General features: G+C 58.6%; 14 protein-coding genes. 6 read left to right on the plus strand and 8 right to left on the minus strand.

Annotated elements, in window-relative coordinates; translation table 11 throughout:
* Nucleotides 1-9 precede the first annotated feature (9 nt).
* Entirely contained in the window at nt 10-726 is a 717-nt protein-coding gene (locus tag MOP44_RS00045) for a CPBP family glutamic-type intramembrane protease (protein ID WP_260793844.1), read from the plus strand.
* Between the two features lie 394 nt (nt 727-1,120).
* Here the strand turns inward: MOP44_RS00045 and MOP44_RS00050 are convergent, their stop codons facing one another.
* On the minus strand, nt 1,121-1,642 hold the full coding sequence (locus tag MOP44_RS00050; protein ID WP_260793845.1) for a hypothetical protein: 522 nt from the start codon (nt 1,640-1,642) through the stop codon (nt 1,121-1,123).
* A 130-nt stretch (nt 1,643-1,772) separates the two neighbouring features.
* A complete protein-coding gene (locus MOP44_RS00055; protein ID WP_260793846.1) occupies nt 1,773-2,741 on the minus strand; it encodes a stage II sporulation protein M in 969 nt (322 codons plus the stop codon).
* On the opposite strand from MOP44_RS00055, the gene MOP44_RS00060 reads away from it, so the two are divergent.
* The 5 genes from MOP44_RS00060 to MOP44_RS00080 all read left to right on the plus strand — a co-directional run bounded on the left by MOP44_RS00060 (nt 2,740) and on the right by MOP44_RS00080 (nt 14,609).
* Nucleotides 2,740-3,558 carry an RDD family protein gene (locus MOP44_RS00060; RefSeq protein WP_260793847.1) on the plus strand — a complete coding sequence of 273 codons (819 nt, stop codon included), beginning with the start codon at nt 2,740-2,742 and terminating at the stop codon, nt 3,556-3,558. The genes MOP44_RS00055 and MOP44_RS00060 overlap by 2 nt on opposite strands.
* Before the next feature lie 513 nt (nt 3,559-4,071).
* Entirely contained in the window at nt 4,072-7,638 is a 3,567-nt protein-coding gene (locus tag MOP44_RS00065; protein WP_260793848.1) for a TonB-dependent receptor, read from the plus strand.
* Between the two features lie 224 nt (nt 7,639-7,862).
* Nucleotides 7,863-8,903, plus strand: coding sequence for a tetratricopeptide repeat protein (locus MOP44_RS00070; protein WP_260793849.1), 1,041 nt, complete (start codon nt 7,863-7,865; stop codon nt 8,901-8,903).
* 697 nt (nt 8,904-9,600) lie between these two features.
* Nucleotides 9,601-13,257 (plus strand): TonB-dependent receptor, encoded by a 3,657-nt coding sequence (locus tag MOP44_RS00075; protein WP_260793850.1) that lies wholly within the window; start codon nt 9,601-9,603, stop codon nt 13,255-13,257.
* 179 nt (nt 13,258-13,436) lie between these two features.
* Nucleotides 13,437-14,609, plus strand: coding sequence for a tetratricopeptide repeat protein (locus tag MOP44_RS00080; RefSeq protein WP_260793851.1), 1,173 nt, complete (start codon nt 13,437-13,439; stop codon nt 14,607-14,609).
* Here the strand turns inward: MOP44_RS00080 and MOP44_RS00085 are convergent.
* The 6 genes from MOP44_RS00085 to MOP44_RS00110 all read right to left on the minus strand — a co-directional run bounded on the left by MOP44_RS00085 (nt 14,606) and on the right by MOP44_RS00110 (nt 19,585).
* Complete coding sequence (locus tag MOP44_RS00085; protein ID WP_260793852.1) at nt 14,606-14,833, minus strand: hypothetical protein; 228 nt, start codon at nt 14,831-14,833, stop codon at nt 14,606-14,608. The genes MOP44_RS00080 and MOP44_RS00085 overlap by 4 nt on opposite strands.
* 172 nt (nt 14,834-15,005) lie before the next feature.
* Nucleotides 15,006-16,259 (minus strand): lactonase family protein, encoded by a 1,254-nt coding sequence (locus MOP44_RS00090; RefSeq protein ID WP_260793853.1) that lies wholly within the window; start codon nt 16,257-16,259, stop codon nt 15,006-15,008.
* Nucleotides 16,260-16,425: 166 nt separating this feature from the next.
* Nucleotides 16,426-16,698 (minus strand): hypothetical protein, encoded by a 273-nt coding sequence (locus tag MOP44_RS00095; RefSeq protein ID WP_260793854.1) that lies wholly within the window; start codon nt 16,696-16,698, stop codon nt 16,426-16,428.
* On the minus strand, nt 16,695-17,459 hold the full coding sequence (gene eutC, locus MOP44_RS00100; protein ID WP_260793855.1) for an ethanolamine ammonia-lyase subunit EutC: 765 nt from the start codon (nt 17,457-17,459) through the stop codon (nt 16,695-16,697). The genes MOP44_RS00095 and eutC overlap by 4 nt, the downstream gene beginning before the upstream one ends.
* The gene (locus tag MOP44_RS00105) at nt 17,456-18,835 is read right to left on the minus strand and encodes an ethanolamine ammonia-lyase subunit EutB (protein ID WP_260793856.1); all 1,380 of its coding nucleotides are present in this window, start codon (nt 18,833-18,835) and stop codon (nt 17,456-17,458) included. Before MOP44_RS00105 ends, eutC begins: the two co-directional genes overlap by 4 nt.
* A gap of 132 nt (nt 18,836-18,967) precedes the next feature.
* Nucleotides 18,968-19,585: an HD domain-containing protein gene (locus MOP44_RS00110; RefSeq protein WP_260793857.1), complete on the minus strand. Its 618-nt coding sequence runs from the start codon at nt 19,583-19,585 to the stop codon at nt 18,968-18,970.
* Nucleotides 19,586-19,592 lie beyond the last annotated feature (7 nt).

A 19,592-nucleotide genomic window follows, 5' to 3' on the forward strand; every position in this document is an offset into this window, starting at 1 on the left:
ACGACCGGTATGGACGATGCGGTTGAGTTCGGCACTGACGCGGGACGGCGCGGCAGATGGCTGGCACTGGTTGAGCTTTGTGTTGGCTATGGGCTGATTGTGGCAACGGTGTGGACGCCGCGGCCGGCTCAGGCATGGCTCTGGTGGGCGTCGGCGCTTTGGATCGCTGCTTCGACGTGCTGGTCGTTTCCGGGCTGGCAGGCGATGGGTTTTCGGCGGGGCGGGTTTGTGGCTTCGCTGTGGGTGGTGGCGCTGGCCGCGGTGGTCTCGGCTGCGGCACTAGCGATTGCGATTCAGCTGCATACGCTGCGGATTCCGCACACGGTGAAGGGCTGGGTGCTGGCGTGGGGCGGCTACACGGTGTGGTCGTTCGTGCAGCAGTTTCTGCTGCAGGGTTATTTCCTTTTCCGGCTGCTGCGGTTGTTGCCACGACGTGAAGCTGCGGCAGTGACGGCGGCGGCGATCTTTGCGGCGGCGCATCTGCCGAATCCCCTGCTGACCGTGGTGACTCTGATCTGGGGCACAACGGCGTGCTTTGTTTTTCTGCGCTGCCGGAATGTATACACGCTGATGCTGACGCATGCGATTTTGGGCGTGAGCCTGGCGATCACCGTGCCGGGGCCGGTGATTCATAACATGCGTGTGGGAATCGGTTATCTGAGGTATCGACAGCCAGCAAAGGGGAAGCCGATGTTGATTGATCCGCAGACCGGCAGAGTGCTATAGACGGACTGTACCTCTTCTGTTTACTGCGAAGTAACCTCTTGAGTCTGATTTTCCAAAATGGGGCAGAAATGCATATGAATTTCTGTATTTCGTTAAGCCATGTATGTTGAGTCATTTAACTAAAATTTAGCTCGAAAAAGCGAATATATGGAGAAGCAAAAACAGGGGGAGGGGTAGCTAATTTTCTAGTAACCCCACTCTGATACGGTGAAGGGCTGAGCTCTGGTGAACAGAGCTCAACCCTTGTTGTGAGAGTAGCGACTTCGAGGCGCGGGGTCTGTGATGACGGTCACGGGTGCGAGACAGCCTCAAACGTAGTTAACAGGGGCCATTGCGGGCGGAAGTAGGCGGGTAAAAGGCCGGCCACTCGCCCAGAACATGAACGACGCTCTACTCATGAGATCGCGGACTGGGGATATGTTCCAGTGATGTGCCCCTCTGAATCGCAAATCAACGACCACTGATCTCGGTCAACATCATCTATCGGAAGCTCCAAGAACCAACTTTCTGCCCACTCAGGGTTGGTCCCCTGAATGTTCACGACTCGTCCGTCGGAAAGAATGAGGGTAAGGCCCCCACTCTCGTTTACCCGCAAACTGGAAATACCGAGGCCCAGCATTGTCATCAGGGTGCTGGCTTGAAGCGGCGCTTCCAACGGTATTGGCGGCACACCTTTGAAGGGGAACTGTTTTAGCGAGGTGGACCATTCTTCTTCGGAGCCAATCCACCACCTTCCGCGAAGCCGAACGCAGAATAGCGGGGGTATCCGGCGTTCGCCGAACCACTCGCGCAGTGCAGAGCGTGTCGTGGATTCGTCTCGCTGGAGCCGGATGATGAATTCTGCCCAGTATTCAAAGTTCGCAATCTCTGCCCCTTCAAGGAGGAGGGTTAGCAGACGGACGTATGGTTCGGCCATTTGGAGTCCCATTCTCGCAAGGAACTGGTTGCGGGCGAGCGGTCGTCAACAATCGATTCTGCTTTCAGTTCTGCCCTTTGGCCATGCTTCTCGAATAGGGCGTCGGCGAGGTTCAGCAGCTACTCAGGTGTCAGGACGGTAGATCTGACTTGAGGGGCCGGAAGAGCCAGAGGTTCAACAGCGTGAAGAGCATCGCGCCGACGGTGAACTTGAGAGCGACTGGAGCCTGCGAGGGCGAAAAGAAGCCTTCAAGGCATCCGGCGATGACGAGCAGCGGGATGATTCCGGAGACGAGACGCGTGGCTTCGATGCCGCCGCGGGCGACGGAATCTTTCCAGCGGTAACCGGCGGGAAACAGCATGGCATGGCCGAGGCGCAGTCCGGCGGCCCCGGCGATGATGATCGACGGTAGTTCGAGGGAGCCGTGCGCGGCAACGAAGCTCCAGAGCGAAAGCGACATGCCGTAGTGATGGCAAGCGGCGCCGATGACGCCGAGCATCATTCCGTTATTGAAGAGCGAGAACAGAGTGAAGAGGCCGAAGGTGATGCCGCCGGCGAAGGTCAGGAAGCTCACCGACAGGTTATTGGTCATGATGGCGCTGGTTTCCATGGGCGCGACGCTCACGATGGAGTGCGTCCACATTTCGTGGCGCTCCATGGTGGCGATCATTCTGGGCCCCAGGAAGTGGCGCATGAACTCCGGCTGCGTGTTGGTGAGGATGAGCCCGAGCGCTCCACAGGCCAGGGAGATGATGAGCGACGCGGCAACGTATCGGAGATTGTTCTGGAAGATGCGGGGGTACTCGTCGCGCAGGAAGCGGAAGAGGCCGGCGATGCTCGTCTTTCGGCCCGAATAGATGATATGGTGGGCGCGAGCCAGCAACTGATTCACGTGGGTGGCGTAAGTGCGGGCCGTCGTGTCCTGGCGAAGGACCGAGAGGTCGGCGGCGACCTGCCGGTAGAGGAGGGCCAATTCCTGCAGCTCGGCGCGCGAAAGGCGGCCGAGTCCGATCGAGTCTGCCTGGCCGAGCAGGGCCTGCAGACGGTCCCAGTGAGGACGTCGCCTGGCGAGCCATTGATTGGATAGGATGTGTGTCATGAACCCGGGTTCTGATCAGCTTAGCATCGACACGCCGGAACTGGTCTCGATTGAATTGCCGCTGGCGGGTATCGGCAGCCGCTTCATTGCTGTGCTGGTGGATACGGTGCTGTGGTTCGTGGCGTTGATCGTAGTTATCTTCCTGATCAGTTTTGTTGGGCCGGCGATTGCGGCGTTCAACAAGCTTTCGTATCAGTGGACAGTGGCTCTCGTTATCTTTCTGCTTTTCCTGTTCAACTGGGGCTATTTCACGCTGTTCGAGGCGTTCTGGAACGGCCGCACGCCGGGCAAGAAGATTGCGAAGATACGGGTGATTCAGAAGTCGGGCAGGCCCATAGGGCTGTTCGAATCGATGGCGCGGAACTTCATTCGCTATATCGATCAGATTCCTTCGTTCTATGCGGTCGGCGTGATCACGATGTTCATCACGAAGCAGCATCAACGGCTGGGCGACCTGGCTGCCGGGACGCTTGTGGTGCAGGATCGCGAGCAGGAGGCGCCGCTGTGGGGCGAGTCGGGGTCGCGAACTTTCACCGCGGCGAGCTTTACTCCGACGCAGGCGCCGAGCGAACCGCATACGCGTGTGGTACTGCCCGCTGGAGGAATCTCCAAACTGACCAGCAGCGATCTCGAAGTGCTTGAGGGATTTTTTGCGCGGCGTCTGGATATGCCTCTCGAGGTACGGCAGAAGCTGGCCGATCGGATCTGCGCTGCGCTGATAGCGAAGTCTGGTCTCGAAATTCCCGAAGGCGTGAGCGTTGAGACATTTCTGGAAGCGGCGGCACGGGATCTGCGCGACCTGGCGCGGATGAGATAGGCCTCCGAGTTATTCATTCATTCTTCCCTAACTCAGTCCAGTTATCTGTGCCATTTTGGGAATTGCGATATTTCCCCGAAATCGTCTCCTTGTCACACGCACGCGTGATCGCCGATACAAACCTCCCTCTATAACCCACGGTCCAATGTCATGGGTTGGAAGGATGCTTGGTTTATTCGCTCAAACGTTTGAGTGGATAGTTTCCATAAAACGGATACTGTAGATCATCTTCCTCCCATCTGACGTAGGTTTCTGGTTTTGCGGGAACGCATACGGGAAGTTACGTCTGGGACAGAAGCGCCTCGCCTGAATTAAGAGAGCTGCGATGGCGAGGATAGGACAGGAACGGACCCCGCGCGGCGAAAAGAGCCGACGGCGGCCTGAAGATGTGGCACGCCGGAGAGACGGGAGGCCATGGCGAGGATGCGCAATCGCAGCCCCAAGGGGAGCGTGAAGGAGGAAGACGCGCACCGGGATCCGTGGCGTTAACTGCAGTAGTTCTAGGACGGTCAAATGAAAAACGCGAAGTACTGGTTTTTGCTCTTGCCGTTATTCTTCGTGCTGGTGAGCGTGGGGGCATTCGCGCAGGCCAACTCGACGGTTACCGGCATTGTCACTGACCAAACAGGCGCAGTTGTACCCGGAGCACAAGTGGTGCTGACGGATACGGCCACTGGCGCAATAAGAACCACGACAAGCAGTGATACAGGCCTGTATTCATTCCCGGGCTTGAACGCCAGCTCGTTTGACATGAAAGTTACTGCCAAGGGCTTCCAGACGTTTGAGCAAAAGGGAATCGTCGTCAACATCTCGGCAACATTCCGCGTTGATCCCAAGCTGACGGTGGGCGCAGAGACGGCCACCATCACAGTGACGGCAAACGCGTTAACACCGCAGGTTGACTCGAACGTGGTGAGCACACTCATCAGCGAGGAGCAGATCACGGATCTGGCGACGAACGGCCGGAACATCGTGAGTCTTGCGACCCTCGGCCTGGGCGTCAGCGGCAACCTGCCTGACATGAACATGCCAACCTCAGTAGGTTCCAGTTTCGTGATCAGCTTCAACGGTCTGAACCAAGGCCACAACGTCTGGATGATCGACGGAGCTGAAGCTTATGACCGCGGCAGCGGCGGCAAATCGTCGATGATGCCGTCTCAGGACGCGCTAAGCGAGTTCCAGGTGCTGGCCAGCAACTATCCTCCGGACTACGGTATCTCGTCCGGCGGCACCGTCTCGATGGCGCTCAAGAGCGGCACGACAGCCTTCCATGGAGAGTTGTGGGAATTCCTTCGCAACGACGCCGTGCAGGCGCACAACTATTTCGACAACGATCAGGGGCAGAAGAAGGACAAGCCCGAGTTACGCCTCAACATCTTCGGCGGCAATCTCGGCGGCCCGTTCTTCATTCCTCACGTGTACAACGAGCAGAAGAAGAAGACCTTTTTCTTCTATAACCAGGAATGGCGCCGCATCATTCAGGGCAGCTCGCCTGCCGGAATTCACGCTGTTCCAACGGCCGACTTCATCACGTCCGCGCAGGACTTCACTTACGTGCTGCCTGCCTATGCGGCATCTGGCCAGAATCAGGTGTTCATTCCCTATACGGAGAACCCTGCTTATAACGCGAAGCTGGTTGCCGCCGGTCTGACGCCTCCCACAAAGAACGAGGACGGAACCATCAATTACGTGGCGTTTCCGGGCAACAAGATCCCGGCCACGCTTATTGATCCCGCGGCCCTCTCGTACAACGGCGTGGGCGCAATACCCAAGGCCAACACAGCGGGCGACTTGATTTCGGTCTCGAGCAAGCAGCCCACGAATGTGCACGAGGAGGTTGCCCGCGTCGATCACAATTTCAACGACAAGTGGCAGATGTTTGCCCACTATATTCACGATGGCGTGAGCCAGACCTACGCCACCTCGATGTGGAGCGGCGACAGCTATCCGACGGTTGGCTCGAGTTTCAGCAATCCGTCGGACATGGGAACGATCAAGCTGACCGGCACCATCACGCCGAGCCTTCTGCTTGAAGCGTCTCTCAACTACAACAGCAACCAGATCAACATCCAGCCCTCCGGTACCTCCTGGCAGAAGCCTTCGGACTATCCCGGCCAGTCGTTCTTCCCGGCTGAGAAAAACGCCAAGAACCGGCTGCCTACGGTGAACCTCAGCTCCTGGGGCACGGCGTTCGATCCGTGGTCGCAACCCTGGCACAATGCCGCGCAGGACATCAACGAGGTCTTCGGACTCTCGGTGACACACGCCCAGCATTCGCTGAAATTCGGCGGCGGCTACAACCGGTACACCAAGAACCAGCAGCTATTTGGCAACACGAACGGCAACTTCACGTTCAACGACGGCTGGACCAAAGCCAGTGGCGATACGCCCGGGCATCCGAACGGCACGCTCACGGGCGACTCCTACCTGGACTTCCTGATGGGCCTCAGCACCGGCTATGCCCAGATGGAGAATCAGGACATCCGTCACTACGTGAACCAGACCACATCGGTTTACGCGCAGGACAACTGGCACCTGAATAATCGCCTCAGCATCCAGTACGGCATCCGCTACGATGCCATGCCTCATGCCTGGGAGCGCAACAATCGCGTGGCCAGCTTCGATCCGACGCAGTACCAATCGGCTGCAAAGCCTATCCTGGATCCCGGCACTGGCGCCTTCTGCACGCACGCCGGCGGGGCATGCGCGCAGGTCAGCCCGGGGCTTCAGCAATTCGAAGGTAATACGTACTATCTGAACGGCGTCACCGTTGCCGGACAGGGCGGTACGCCGGCCGGACTCACCAAGAACGACTACAACACCGTGATGCCGCGCGTTGGCTTCTCGCTCGACCTGTTCGGCACCGGCAAGACGGTCCTGCGTGGCGGCTTTGGTACGTTCTACGAGCGCATCCAGGGCAACGACATCTACAATGTCGCCACTGCTGCTCCGTTCACCAACACACCAGGGGTGAACAATACGCTTCTGGCTAACCCGTACTACAGCTGGCAGAACGGTTCACAACTCTCCAGCGATATGCTGCCGGTGGTTCCGCAGGGACCCACCACGATCGCCAGCAATTACAAGAACCCGGGCGTCGCGCAGTATAGCCTTGGGATCCAGCATGAGTTCCTGCCGTCCATGGTCGCCGTCGCGCAGTTCGTCGGCAACACTGCATGGCACCAGCTCTTGCAGTTCCCCATCAACCCGTTCCCGCTCAGCACCTCGATGGCGACCCGCGAGGCAGCGGCAGGAGGACAGCTTAACAGCGCCCAAACTGCGATGGCCCGGACCTTCCCGGGATTCAGCAATATCGTCCAGGAATCGACGATTGCAACGGGCAACTTCAACAGCTTCCAGCTGGGACTGCGTCAGCAGGCTCGTCATGGTCTCAGCTTCGAGGTGGACTACACCTACGGGCACGAGATCGACTCTCAGTACGGCAGCGCCGATCTATCCGCCAACTCGAGTAATCCATTCAGCGTCAAGTACGATCGTGGATCTGGCAATCTCGATCGCCGGCACATCATGAACGCCAACTACATCTACAAGTTCCCGTTCTTCAACTCGTCTCAGGGCCTGACGAAGAGCTTGTTGGGTGGCTGGACTCTCGCCGGGACGGTCGTCGTGCAAACCGGTCTGCCGTGGGCGGGCAATAACACTCCCGGCTATGGTGGCGCAGACACGGTCGGCCTCGGTGGGAACTACAGGATCTTCCCTGACAAGGTGAAGAGCGTCACTTATCCGAAGAAGCATGTTGGGAACGTCTACCAGTGGGTTTCTGGCGATGCCTTCGCAGCGCCGATGGCCGGCTGGCTGGGCGGCCGGAACTACGGGTTCGGCAACGCTGGTCGCGATGCCGTGGTAGGTCCGGGAAACACCAACTTCACTACCAGCATCTACAAGGCGTTTGCGATCACGGAGCGCACTCACTTCGAGTTCCGCGCCGAGAGCTACAACACCTGGAATCACACGCAGTTCAACAACTTCCGTAACAACTGGAGCGGAAGCGACTACGGCCAGGCAAGCGGCGCGCGTGATCCGCGCACGTTCCAGTTTGGCGGTAAGGTCGTTTTCTAGAACATCAACAATGCGTGGCGGGATTCCACCCGCCGCGCATCTTTTCTCTCTGGCTCTTCACGTCCTTTATGCGGTTGGTTCAAATTATTGGGAGTTCAGCCATTGTTCTTACGGCATGGCTCGCACCATTGGTGAGTGTGTCTGCGCAGACCAGAGACGCTGCGACGTCGCGCGAAACAGCGATCTCGCTTGAACAGCAAGGAAGGATCCCCGAGGCCCTGGCGATGTGGCGCATCCTCGGGCAGAGCAAGTCCCCTTCCCCCGAACCTTACATCCACATTGGCTTGCTTGAAGCGCGCCTCGAGCATTACAACGAGGCAATCGCCGCCTACCGCAAAGCCATCGCGATGCAGCCCGCGGATGCCGCGCTTCGCCTCAATCTGGGGCTGGCTTTGTTCAAATCAAGTCAGTTCGCGGAGGCTGCCCGCTCGTTCGAATCCGCACGCAAGCTTTTTCCGCCCGACTCGCCGGACATCCAGCGCATCGACATCCTCCTTGGCATGGCGCATTACGGATTGAGGGAATACGCGACTGCTGCGCCCTATCTGAAGAAGGCGGCGGCGAAGGATCCCCAGAATCTCGAGTTGCGATTGGTGCTTGCGCACAGCTGTCTGTGGTCGAAGCAGTATCAGTGCGTGCTCGATGTGTACCGCGAGATGCTGCTGTTGAACCCGGATTCGGCGGAAGCCGACATGCTGGCCGGCGAGGCGCAGGATGGCCTGAAGAACCGCAGTGGAGCGATCGAGCAATTTCGGGCCGCGGTCAAAGCAGATCCTCGTCTGCCTGAAGTGCATTTCGGGCTCGGGTACCTGCTCTGGACACAGCACCAGTACGAGGAAGCCGTCAGCGAGTTCAACGCCGAACTGGCGAACAATCCGAACCACGTACAGGCGCGGGTTTATCTGGGGGACGCGCACCTGCAGATGAGTCGTCCGGACCTCGCGCAGCCAGTCCTTGAAGACGTGACCTCGCGGGATCCGTCTGTCTGGCTTGCTCACCTCGATCTCGGGATCATCTATGCCGACTCCGGCAGGCAGAAGGATGCATTGACCGAAATGCAGAAAGCCGCCAGTATCGCTCCCGGGGAAGTGAACACGCACTGGCGGCTGGGAAAGCTCTATCGGTCGATGGGCCGAAACGAGGAGGCGCAGGCGGAATTCGCTAAAGCGCGCAGCCTGCATACTGCGGAAGACCAGGATCTGCTGCACAAGATGAGCCCGGCAGCAGCCGTTGCGGACAAGCCGACGGGGCCTGGGTCACCTTAGGCATTTTTCGATAATAGGTATCTTATTTACAATAGTTTGCCCGCTTACACCTGACTGCGGCACCAGAGCGAGTTCCGGCAGAAAACGTTGTCATTTGCCACAGGTCAGTACCGACGGTTATAGCCCTCATTTGAGTCCAATTTAATTGCTTGACAAGCGTTCTCTGAGGCGGGTTAAATGTTCCCCGATCCATCCATTCGGGTTTTGTTGAACGCTTTACTTAAACGATTCAGTTTGGGCATTCCAAAAACTGGATAGGGAGTCGTTCCCTACTTCACGAAAGCGGAGAAATGCCGCGTTCTCCGGCCGGTTTTTAGTGAATAGCCTCGTGGTGATGTAACGGAAAATTCAGGCGCACGGAACTCCTACAGAGGGGAATTAGAGGCGATCTGGATCCGGGAAAAGCAAACCACTCCTTGCATTTTTCTTTGAGTCACCCCTGGGCTGAGGAAAGATTTGAGATGGCAGTAAATCGATATATCTGAGGTTTTCGGCGTGCAGAGAGATATCTCGCGGCGCCGTGTTCGTTTGGATAGGGATCGGTTTTCCGGGTTTGTTTTGACTTGCAGAGATGTTATGGGCCACTGGTGAACTACTCATTCAACTTCATTCATACGGGCTTCATACCTCACGGGGCACGAAGCAAAAAGAAGTAGAACCACCAAACGAAGCAACACGATTTGAAAAGGAAGGTCACATGAGACAAGCGAAATACAGGTTCTTCCTGTTGCCGCTATTCCTGTTGTTGGCATGCGCAGGGCTATTTGCGCAGGCCAACTCGCAGTTGACAGGCATAGTCACAGACCAGACAGGAGCGGTGGTGGCGGGAGCGACGATCACGCTCACCGACCCGGCCACTGGATTCACGAAATCAACCGAGAGCGGAGCTACCGGTCTGTACGTATTCGGCGCTCTCAACCCCGCAAACTACAACTTGAAGATCGCCGCCAAAGGATTCCAGTCGTACGAGCAGAATGGAATCGTGGTCAACGTTTCCGCGACGGTACGCGCGGACATCAAGCTGACCGTAGGCGCCGAGACCCAGACCGTCACCGTGGAAGCGAACGCACTCACGGTGCAGACCGACTCGAACGTGGTGAGCACGCTGATCAGTTCCGAGCAGATCAGCCAGATCGCCACTCAGAACCGCAACTTCGCTGCGCTGGCCTCGCTCGGCCTCGGCGTCAGCTCGGCTCTGCCGGACTCGAATACACCGAGCTCGGTGGCAGCCAACTTCACCATCAGCGTCAACGGCCTTCGCCAGAGCCACAACATCTGGCTGATCGACGGTGGCGAAGCTGATGACCGCGGCGGCGCCGGCGGCATGGACATCATGCCCTCGCAGGAATCGATCGCGGAATTCAACATGCTGACCTCGAACTATCCTCCGGACTACGGTATTTCTTCGGGCGCCACGATGAGCCTTTCGCTCAAGAGCGGAACGCAGAAGTTCCATGGAACGCTGTTCGAGTTCAACCGCGAAACGGCATACAACGCGAACTTCTTCTTCAACAACTTGAATAAGCAGCCGCGCCCCTCGCTCCACTACAACATCTTCGGCGGCAACATTGGCGGACCACTGTTCATTCCCAAGGTCTACAATGTCAACCGGCAGAAGACGTTTTTCTTCTGGAACGAAGAATGGCGCAAGATCATTAACGCCGCGGGCACAAACATCCAGAGCACCATGAACAACGCGGATCGTCCGACCGCGGGCTCGTCTTTGACGTATGTCGCTCCGGAGTTCACCAAGAGCAACGACAAACCGAACGGAAACCAGATCGTGGTTCCGAAGGTTGACACGAGCACAACCTACTACCAGACCAAGCTGAAGCCTCTGGGACTTATCCCGGGCGGATGCTGGAATACCGCCCAGACCACATACGACGCTAAGGGGAACGCCCAGTGCACGGTCGCGACGGGACAGGTGATTCCGTCTTCGCTCTTTGATGCGAACGGTGTGCTTTATCTGAACTCTCCTGCCCTGCCGAAACCGAACAACTCGAGTGATCAGGCTGTCTCGAGCAACTCGGTTCCGCTGGACGTTCGCGACGATGTAGTCCGCATCGACCACAAGTTCAATGACAAGTGGGCAATCCTCGGTCACTACATGCACGACACGGTGACCCAGGGCAATGCTTCACCGATGCTGGGCTGGCTGTGGGCGAGCTACAACTCGATCACCTCCACACTATCGAACCCGTCGAACTCGGCTGCCATCAAGATGAGCGGAACGATCAGCCCGAACCTGCTCGTCGAAGCCAGCATGAACTACGATGGCAACGTCATCAACATCACGAACAGCGCGGCCGGCAACCTTCCTTCGGGATGGAGCGTAACGCCGGTAGCGTCGTCGTTCAAGGTGACGAAGAACTCCCTGCCGGGTATTGGCTACCTTGCGCCCTACGGCACTGCGGAAGACACGGGTTCTGCTCCCTGGCACAACGCGGCGCAGGACTATGAGCCCAAGGTTGACGTTTCGTACACGATGGGCAAACATGCCATGAAGTACGGCTTCAGCTACAACCGCTACACCAAGAACCAGCAGCTGTTCGGCGATCAGCAAGGCAACTACGGCCCGAGCAACCTGACCAATGACAGCGCTATGGACATTCTGCTCGGATTGACCGGGAGCTACTCGCAGTTCCAAGCCACTCCGATCCGCCACTACGTCAACCAGACTCCCTCGGTCTATGCGATGGACAACTGGCACGTGACTCCTCGCCTCAGCCTGCAGCTCGGCCTGCGTTACGACGCCCTGCCGCACGCCTGGGAACGTGGCAACTACGTGGCCAACTTCGATGCCGCCCGCTACAACCAGGGAGCGCTTCCGAAGTGGACCAACGCGGGTACCATCGACCCGTCCAGCGCCGGAATCTCCACCGTCAATTCCGTGCAGTTCTATCTGAACGGCATGGGCCAGGCGGGCAAATATGGATTCCCGCGCGGTCTGGTTGTTAACGATTACCGCACTCTGCAGCCGCGCGTCGGCTTCTCTGAAGATGTCTTCGGCACCGGCCGTACCGTGCTCCGCGGCGGCTTCGGAACGTTCTTCGAGCGTATGCAGGGCAACGATATCTACAACGCGGCGACCAATGCACCGTTCGCCTACAACCTGCAAATCAGCAACACCTACTGGAGCGATCCCGGAACCAACTACCAGACAGGCAACTCGGCTGCTGCCGAGGGCTTCCCGGTGTTTGCAACCAGCGTGACCAACCTAGCGCAGGACTATCGCGCCCCGGCGGTTGCCCAGTACTCCCTCGGCGTACAGCACGAGATCAAGCCCTCTGTCGTCGCCGTTGTTCAGTATGTAGGCAACCTGGCGTGGCACCAGAACATTCAGCGCCATATCAACAACATCGATCCCAGCTTGGGCCTGCAAATGATCCCGACCGGGACCGGCGCAACGACAGCGGCAATCTCTTGCCTGGCGGGTGACACTAACAACAACGTGCCGAAGAGATTCGGTGATGACGGTGCTTGCAGCCCCGGGTTTGGCGGAAAGACTGCCGCAGGCGCGCCCCTGTATCCCGGCGGTCTCAACCAGTTCCGCTCATACCAGGGGTACGGCGACATCAACCAGCAGGAGAACACCACAAACGGAACCTACAACGGATTCCAAGCCGGTGTTCGTCTGCAGAACAGATGGGGTCTCTCCGGCGAGCTCGATTACACGTACTCGCATGAAATTGACATCACCAGCTACGACCTGAACGGCGTGGACAATCCCTGGAACCTCAAGTACGACAAGGGTTCCGGCGCACTGGACCGCCGTCACATCTGGTCTGCGAATTACATCTATCAGCTTCCCTTCTTCAACAAGGACCAGGGCCTTGTGAAGACGCTTCTGGGCGGCTGGGAGATCGCTGGAACGTTCGTCGACCAGACGGGCGTGCCTCAGAAGGTCACCGGTGCTGGTGGCAACTATGACCCCGTCGGACTTGGCGGAAACTACACGGTGCGTCCGAACGTGAGCGGCAAGATGCGCTACAACAAGAGCATGTGGAACTACTTCGATGCGAACATGTTCTCTGAAGTGCAGCCACAGTGGTTGGGTGGTCCAAACCTCGGCTTCGGCAATGCGGGCAAGGACGCGGTTGTCGGACCGGGACGCGTGAACTTCACGACTTCGCTGTACAAGTCGTTCGCGATTAAGGAAATCTGCCACTTCGAACTGCGCTTCGAGTCGTTCAACACGTTCAACCACACTCAGAAGAACAATCTGAACGTGTCCTATAACCCAGCGAACGGCGCCCCGTATACCGGTTTTGGCACGGGCAACACGTTCGGCCAGGTCACCAGCACGTGGGATCCGCGTACGCTGGAACTCGGCGGCAAGTTCGTGTTCTAAACCTCACCCTCTAACCAAAAGCGCGGCGGGCGATGCCCGCCGCGCTTTTTTGTGCACCTTGTTTGCCTGCGATCAGCGCAGGGAGAGAGAATCGAAGGACGAGTACGTCTAAACCATCCATGAGAGCTGCGGGGAAAACGCGGCGCAAAAGGACTATGAGGCCTGTAAATCAAGCAGGGGTGACATTGGCATTGTGCCTGGCGGCAACGGCCGCTGTGGGGCAGCAAAGCTCGTACACGATCCAACGTCAGCAGGCTCTCGCATTGGAGCAGCAGCGTAATTTCAGTGAGGCGGAATCCGCCTGGCAGACGTTGTCGAAGACTCACCCCGAGAATCCCGAGCCGTATGCGCACATTGCTGTGCTGGAGGCGCGGCAGGAGCACTACAAAGAGGCCATTCCGCTTTATCGCAAGGCGCTGGAAATGAACCCGCATGTACCTGGTCTCCGCTTCAACTTGGCGCTCGCGCTTTTCAAGGACGGGCAGTTGAAGGAGGCCATTCCGGAGTTCTCGGCGTTGCTCAAGACTGCGCCGCCCAACTCTCCGGACTCGCAACGGCTCACCATCCTGCTTGGCATGTCACATTACGGGCTGGCCGAATATGCGGAAGCAGTTCCCTTCTTGAAGCAGGCAGCGGGAAACGACGCGCAGAATCTTCCGCTGCGGCTTGCGCTTGCGCACAGCTGCCTGTGGTCGAAGCAGATGCAGTGCGTGATGGATGTGTATCACGAGATTCTGAATCTCAATGCGGAATCGGCCGAAGCGGACATGCTCGCCGGCGAAGCCCTTGATGAGATGAAAGACAACGAGGGCTCCACCAAGATGTTTCGCGCGGCGGTGAAGGCGAATCCGAAGGAGCCGAACGTCCATTTCGGATTGGGCTACTTGCTTTGGACCCAGAAGCAGTACCCCGAAGCTGCAACGGAATTTCAAGCTGAGCTGGCCAATGATCCCGCGCACGCGCAGGCAATGCTCTACCTAGGAGACACATACCTGCAATTAAATAAGCAGGAAGAGGCGCGGCTATTGCTGCAGAAGGCGGTCGGGCTGGATTCGTCGTTGTGGCTCGCGCACCTAGATCTTGGGATCATTGACTCGGATGCGGGTCGCAATGACGACGCCTTGCGCGAGTTGTTGGCTGCGGCGAAATTGAAAGACGACGACGTTAACGTGCACTGGCGTCTTGCGAGGCTCTATCGCACAATCGGCAAGAAGGACGAGGCGAAGGTTGAGTTCGATAAGGCCAGCAAGCTGAACAAGGCGGCGGACGAAGATCTGTATCGAAAAATCGCAAACGGTCGTCAGCGCCCGCCTGAGTCTTCACCGCCAGCAGCGGTAGCACCTAATCCCTAGCGAACTCCGACTGGCGGGGTGGGTGTGCTTTGGGTGTTGTGCGCGAGCAGTTCGGCCAAAGCGTGTTCCGGACACACATGCCGCGCTTCCATCCGATCGAGTTCCTCGTCGGACTCTACATCGAAAGCAACCGTCATGAAGCAATAGAGACAGCGGGTGTTGTAGGTCCCGTTCTCGTTCTGCGTACGGCTGTACATGCGGCTATACATAACTTCCTCTTCCATGCAGGTTTCCTGATGCTATGACGAAGCTGGGAACGTGCGACGTGACTTGTGTCACGATTGCAGGTGCTTTTACACTGCGAAGCGTCACAGGTGCGCGTGATAACTTCCCAAAATGAGAAGGCAGCTCAGGGTAACAGCAGCCTTCGTGCCTGAATGCTAGCCGGTGCGTGCCTCAGGGTAGCGACGTTGCCGGTGTATTTCGGACATCAGCGCGCGCTGACTGAGCCGCGCCAGGTTGGGTTGTGCTCCAGGGCAAGGGCCAAGGCTGAACGATGATGTTCTGTGCGCCGGGAATTGGCCATGGCGAACCGGGCGCGGAGGCAAATGATTCCTCGGTGGCAGTGAACACCCACAGCTTTCCGGCGGCCTGGCCGAGGGCATACAGATGGTCGTCGTTGTCCCAGAACATCTGGTCGACTTCCTGCCGGGTCAGCAGTCCCGTAAGCGGGGTTATGGGATTTGAGCCGTTGAAGCGGAAGAGCTGCAATCCGTTCGAGCCGGCCACGGCGAGCAGCTTTCCGGAAGGCGACATGTAGATATCGGTTACTTCGCCTACAGCGACCTTCGGCATGTTTTCAGAAGTGCTGGATGTGGTGAGCGTGCCGTTCTCATCCTGTGTGTAGGTTGCTAACTGATAGGGTCCGCTTACCTGATGTCCATTGGAGGTGGGATACATGGCGACCGCTACATGATTGGTCGTGTCGGCAGCGGCAAGGTGCGGGCACCATAATTGGTCCGAGGCTCCCGCTGGAACTGTGATCCGAGTATCAAGGCGCTCGAGTGAGCCATCACCTTTGCGAATGTAGCCGTAGATGGACGTTTTGGACCGACCGCAATTTGCGCCGTACGCGAAGCTGTTGTTGCCGGCAAAGCGCAGAATCGATCCGGTCATGCCGGCAGGAGTCTGGTTCACCAGGCGAAGACTTCCGGTGGTCTTCTCCACTGCAAAAGCCTGGTAGGCCGCATCGGAACATCCGGCGCCGTAATAATCGACGTTGTAAATGGTGGCACCCGTGTGGTCGAGGAAGAGAGCGCCGGCGCTGTCGCAGCCGTTCTTCGCCTGGACAACGCTGGTGGAAGCGGCGGGACGAAGTGAGCCTTCGGGACCAATCTGGTAGGCATGGATGTAGGTGCCGGATGCATCGGAGCCGAAGAGATAGAGCCCGTTGGTCGCCAGGAACGTCACGTTGTATGGGAACGGCGCGTCTGCTACCTGCGTCAGTTTTCCGTCAGATGCCGCTGCAAAGGCGTAGATCTGTGCGCGGTGGGTGTTTGCGACGGTGGCAGAGACATAGACGTAGGCACTGACGCCGGCACTGTCGTTCGTAGCTTCGGGATTCGAACTACCGGGGCCGCGTTGCGCAGACACACCTGCCGTGCACAAGCCCCCGCAAAGGCATGCGATGAGGAAAGCGCGGGTTTTCACGGGACACTCCACGGACGCCTGGGCCAGCGTTCCGCTCGACGAATGAAGGGGAGCTCTTGCGCCGGTCGAAATAGGGCGGAACGGCCGAGCCCAGCAATCTAATCGGGTATGATGCGGAATTTGGCTTTTGCGGCTTTGCAAATGCGGGTGGTGCCGTTACGCAGGATCAATATGTCGTGACCTGGTTAGTGTGATGGCGCAGCCACCAGCACGGCATGAGGTCATCTTGAGGATAGATACTGAGAGAACACGGGACGTCTTCAGACCCCACGTAGTCGATCTCTTCCTTGTTGTTCTTGAGTGGGGCCGAAACGAAATGGCTCACCATAAATTTCGAATGAGGCGACCCTGTCAACTTGAAGATGAACCAATCGAGCGCGAACGAGATGACGGCGAAGGCCAGTATGCCCAACGCGATGATGCGGGTCCAGCGCCTCATCGCCGCCCTCCTTCCGGCAGAGGAGGCCGGCTGTCGCGGGCACCGACGCCCGTAAGTTGGTTGCGCATTGCAGCGGACAACACCGATATCAACTGGGCAGCCGCGTCCATATAGCCCAGGCCTTCGGGGCGGATGTTCGAAATGCAGACGCGTTCGGCGTCAGTGCGGCCGTGCCGGGGCATCCATGTAACGTATGCGCCCAACGAATCGGGTGAGCTGAGGCCGGGACGTTCGCCGATGAGCACGACAGCAATGCGGACATGGAGTGCTTCGCCGATTTCATCGCCGATCGCAACGCGACCCTGCTCGACTACGCTGATGGGCGCGATGTTCCAGGCATCGAGTTGCGGCAGAGCGATCTGCAGGAGAGGAATGGCGTGACGTTCCACCGCAAGGGCCGAAAGGCCGTCAGCGATGACGATCGCGAGATCGAAGTGGCTCGCAGAGAAGACATTGATGAGATCACGGCTGCGGCTATCGAGAGTACGGCCGAGGTCTGGCCGCTGCAAATAGGTTCGCCGGTCTGCTGCGGCCGAATGCAACGTAAGCACCTCCCGCAGGCCCAGGCTCTCTGAAATCGATGCGGCGAACTGGATGGGATCAATAAGCGCGTGAACCGCGTCGCGAGCCGTTGCGTGTGCACGCTGGAATTCGAGCACATGGCGGAGCTGCTGGCTGACGCCGGAGCGACCCAAACCCACGCGCGCATGTGTGAATGCGCGTAAGCGGGCGGCCATCGACGGCTGAACGGGCTCGCTCATGCGGTGAGCAGTCTCTCGGGTTGGCGAGCCTCGATTGTGAGCCGCTCGAAGTGCTCGCTTGAGAGCCACGCTTCGAACTCCGGCGCAGGCCGAAGCCCGAGCAGGCGGCGCAGGTAAAGAGCGTCATGAAAACTGGTTGATTGATAATTCAGCATTACGTCGTCAGCGCCGGGTACGCCCATGATGTAGTTCACCCCCGCGGCACCCAACAGTGTGAGCAGCGTATCCATGTCGTCCTGGTCTGCCTCGGCATGATTGGTGTAGCAGACGTCGCAGCCCATCGGCAGACCAAGCAGCTTGCCGCAAAAGTGATCCTCCAGGCCGGCGCGCACGATCTGCTTGCCGTCGTAGAGATACTCCGGGCCGATGAATCCTACGACCGTATTGACGAGCATGGGCTGAAACACCCTCGCAACACCATAGGCGCGCGCTTCGAGCGTTTGCTGATCGACGCCATGATGCGCATTGGCCGAGAGCGCCGAGCCCTGGCCGGTTTCGAAGTACATGATGTTGTCGCCGAGAGAGCCGTCGGCGCAGGCTCCTCCGCGCTGCAGGGAGCGGCCGGCATCGTGAGCCTCGTGCAACAGCGAGAGACTGACGCCGAAGCTGCGATTGGCCGCCTCAGTGCCCGCGATGGACTGGAAGAGCAGATCGACGGGCGCACCAGATGCAAGCGCGGCAAGCTGTGTTGTGATGTGCGCAAGCACGCAGCTCTGCGTGGGAATGAGGAAACGCGTGCGTAGCGCATCGATGAGCCGCAGGAGCCGGGCCATCGTCTCCACGCTGTCGCCTGCGGGATTGATGCCGATAACCGCATCGCCCGATCCAAGCAGGAGGCCATCGAGGATAGACGCGGCGATTCCGGCCGCATCGTCGGTCGGGTGATTCGGCTGCAATCGCGCACTCAGCCTGCCGCGAAGCCCCACGGTCGTACGGAATCGTGTAACGACGCGAATTTTCGAAGCCACAGCGATGAGGTCCTGATTGCGCATCAGCTTGCTGACGGCTGCCGCCATCTCCGGTGTGATGCCGGATGCCAGGGCCGAGATACGCTCTGGCAAGGCTTCATCCGAGAGCAGCCAATCACGCAGGTCTCCGACGGTGAACGACCGGATCGGTGCGAATGCCACGGCGTCGTGGGAATCGACGATGAGCCGTGTTACCTCATCGGCCTCGTAAGGAACCACGTGCTCAGACAGGAAGCGCTCGAGCGGCAGATCGGCAAGCGCGAATTGCGCCGCCACCCGCTCGCGTGCGGACCCGGCCGCGACGCCGGCGAGCACATCGCCGCTTCGCAGCGGCGTGGCTTTCGCCAGCAGATCGCGAAGATCGGCGAAGGCGTAGTGAACTCCGTCGATGGTGTGACCGAGAGCCATAGCGATTGCTATCAGAATAGCGACAAGGGCCTAGAACACAATCGTTGCATGGGCGATTCACCTGTTGTTCAGGAATGACGTGCGATTTTGGGGGATTCGCGACAGCATGTTCAGCCGTGAGGGATAGAGCGTCTAGTCGTTGGCTGTTGCTCCGTCCAATTCGGCCACAACGCGTTCGAACTCCTCCACGATTCGGTTCATGGGCTGGGCCTTAAATACGCACAGCAGTTCACGGTAATACCACATCTGCTGGTCGCGGCCGCGTTTGAAGCGCTTCCACACCTCAGCGCCGATGTCTCGATGGTCGCTGAGAATGGTGCGAGCGTTGTAGAGCTTGTCGGCGGCGGAGATGAGTTGCACGTCGAGGGGCTCGTTGGCCAGCCGTTCGATATAGCCAGACTTGCGCTCTTCCCATGACTGCTTCTGATTGGAGTCCTCGGCAAAACTGTCGGACAGGCCTTCGACCATACGCGCGACGTTCGCTCCGAAGCTGTGCTCGATGTCGCGCAGGCGCATCATGCCGCCGTGGTCTTCGACTGCATCATGCAGGATGGCGGCGATCGCCATATCTTCGGTCACCGGCACAGGCGCGTGGCCGTTTTCGCCCATCACGAGCGAGGCAACACCTAGCAGGTGAGCCATCGCGGGGATGTCACTTCCCTTCCGTGTCTCAATGTGCAGATGGCGAGCGTAATCGATGGCGGCGGTAAACCGTGTGCTCAGAAACAGGTTCGTTTGACTGCTCTGCATGCGTACT

Source organism: Occallatibacter riparius, assembly GCF_025264625.1.
Classification (GTDB): Bacteria; Acidobacteriota; Terriglobia; order Terriglobales; family Acidobacteriaceae; genus Telmatobacter; species Telmatobacter riparius.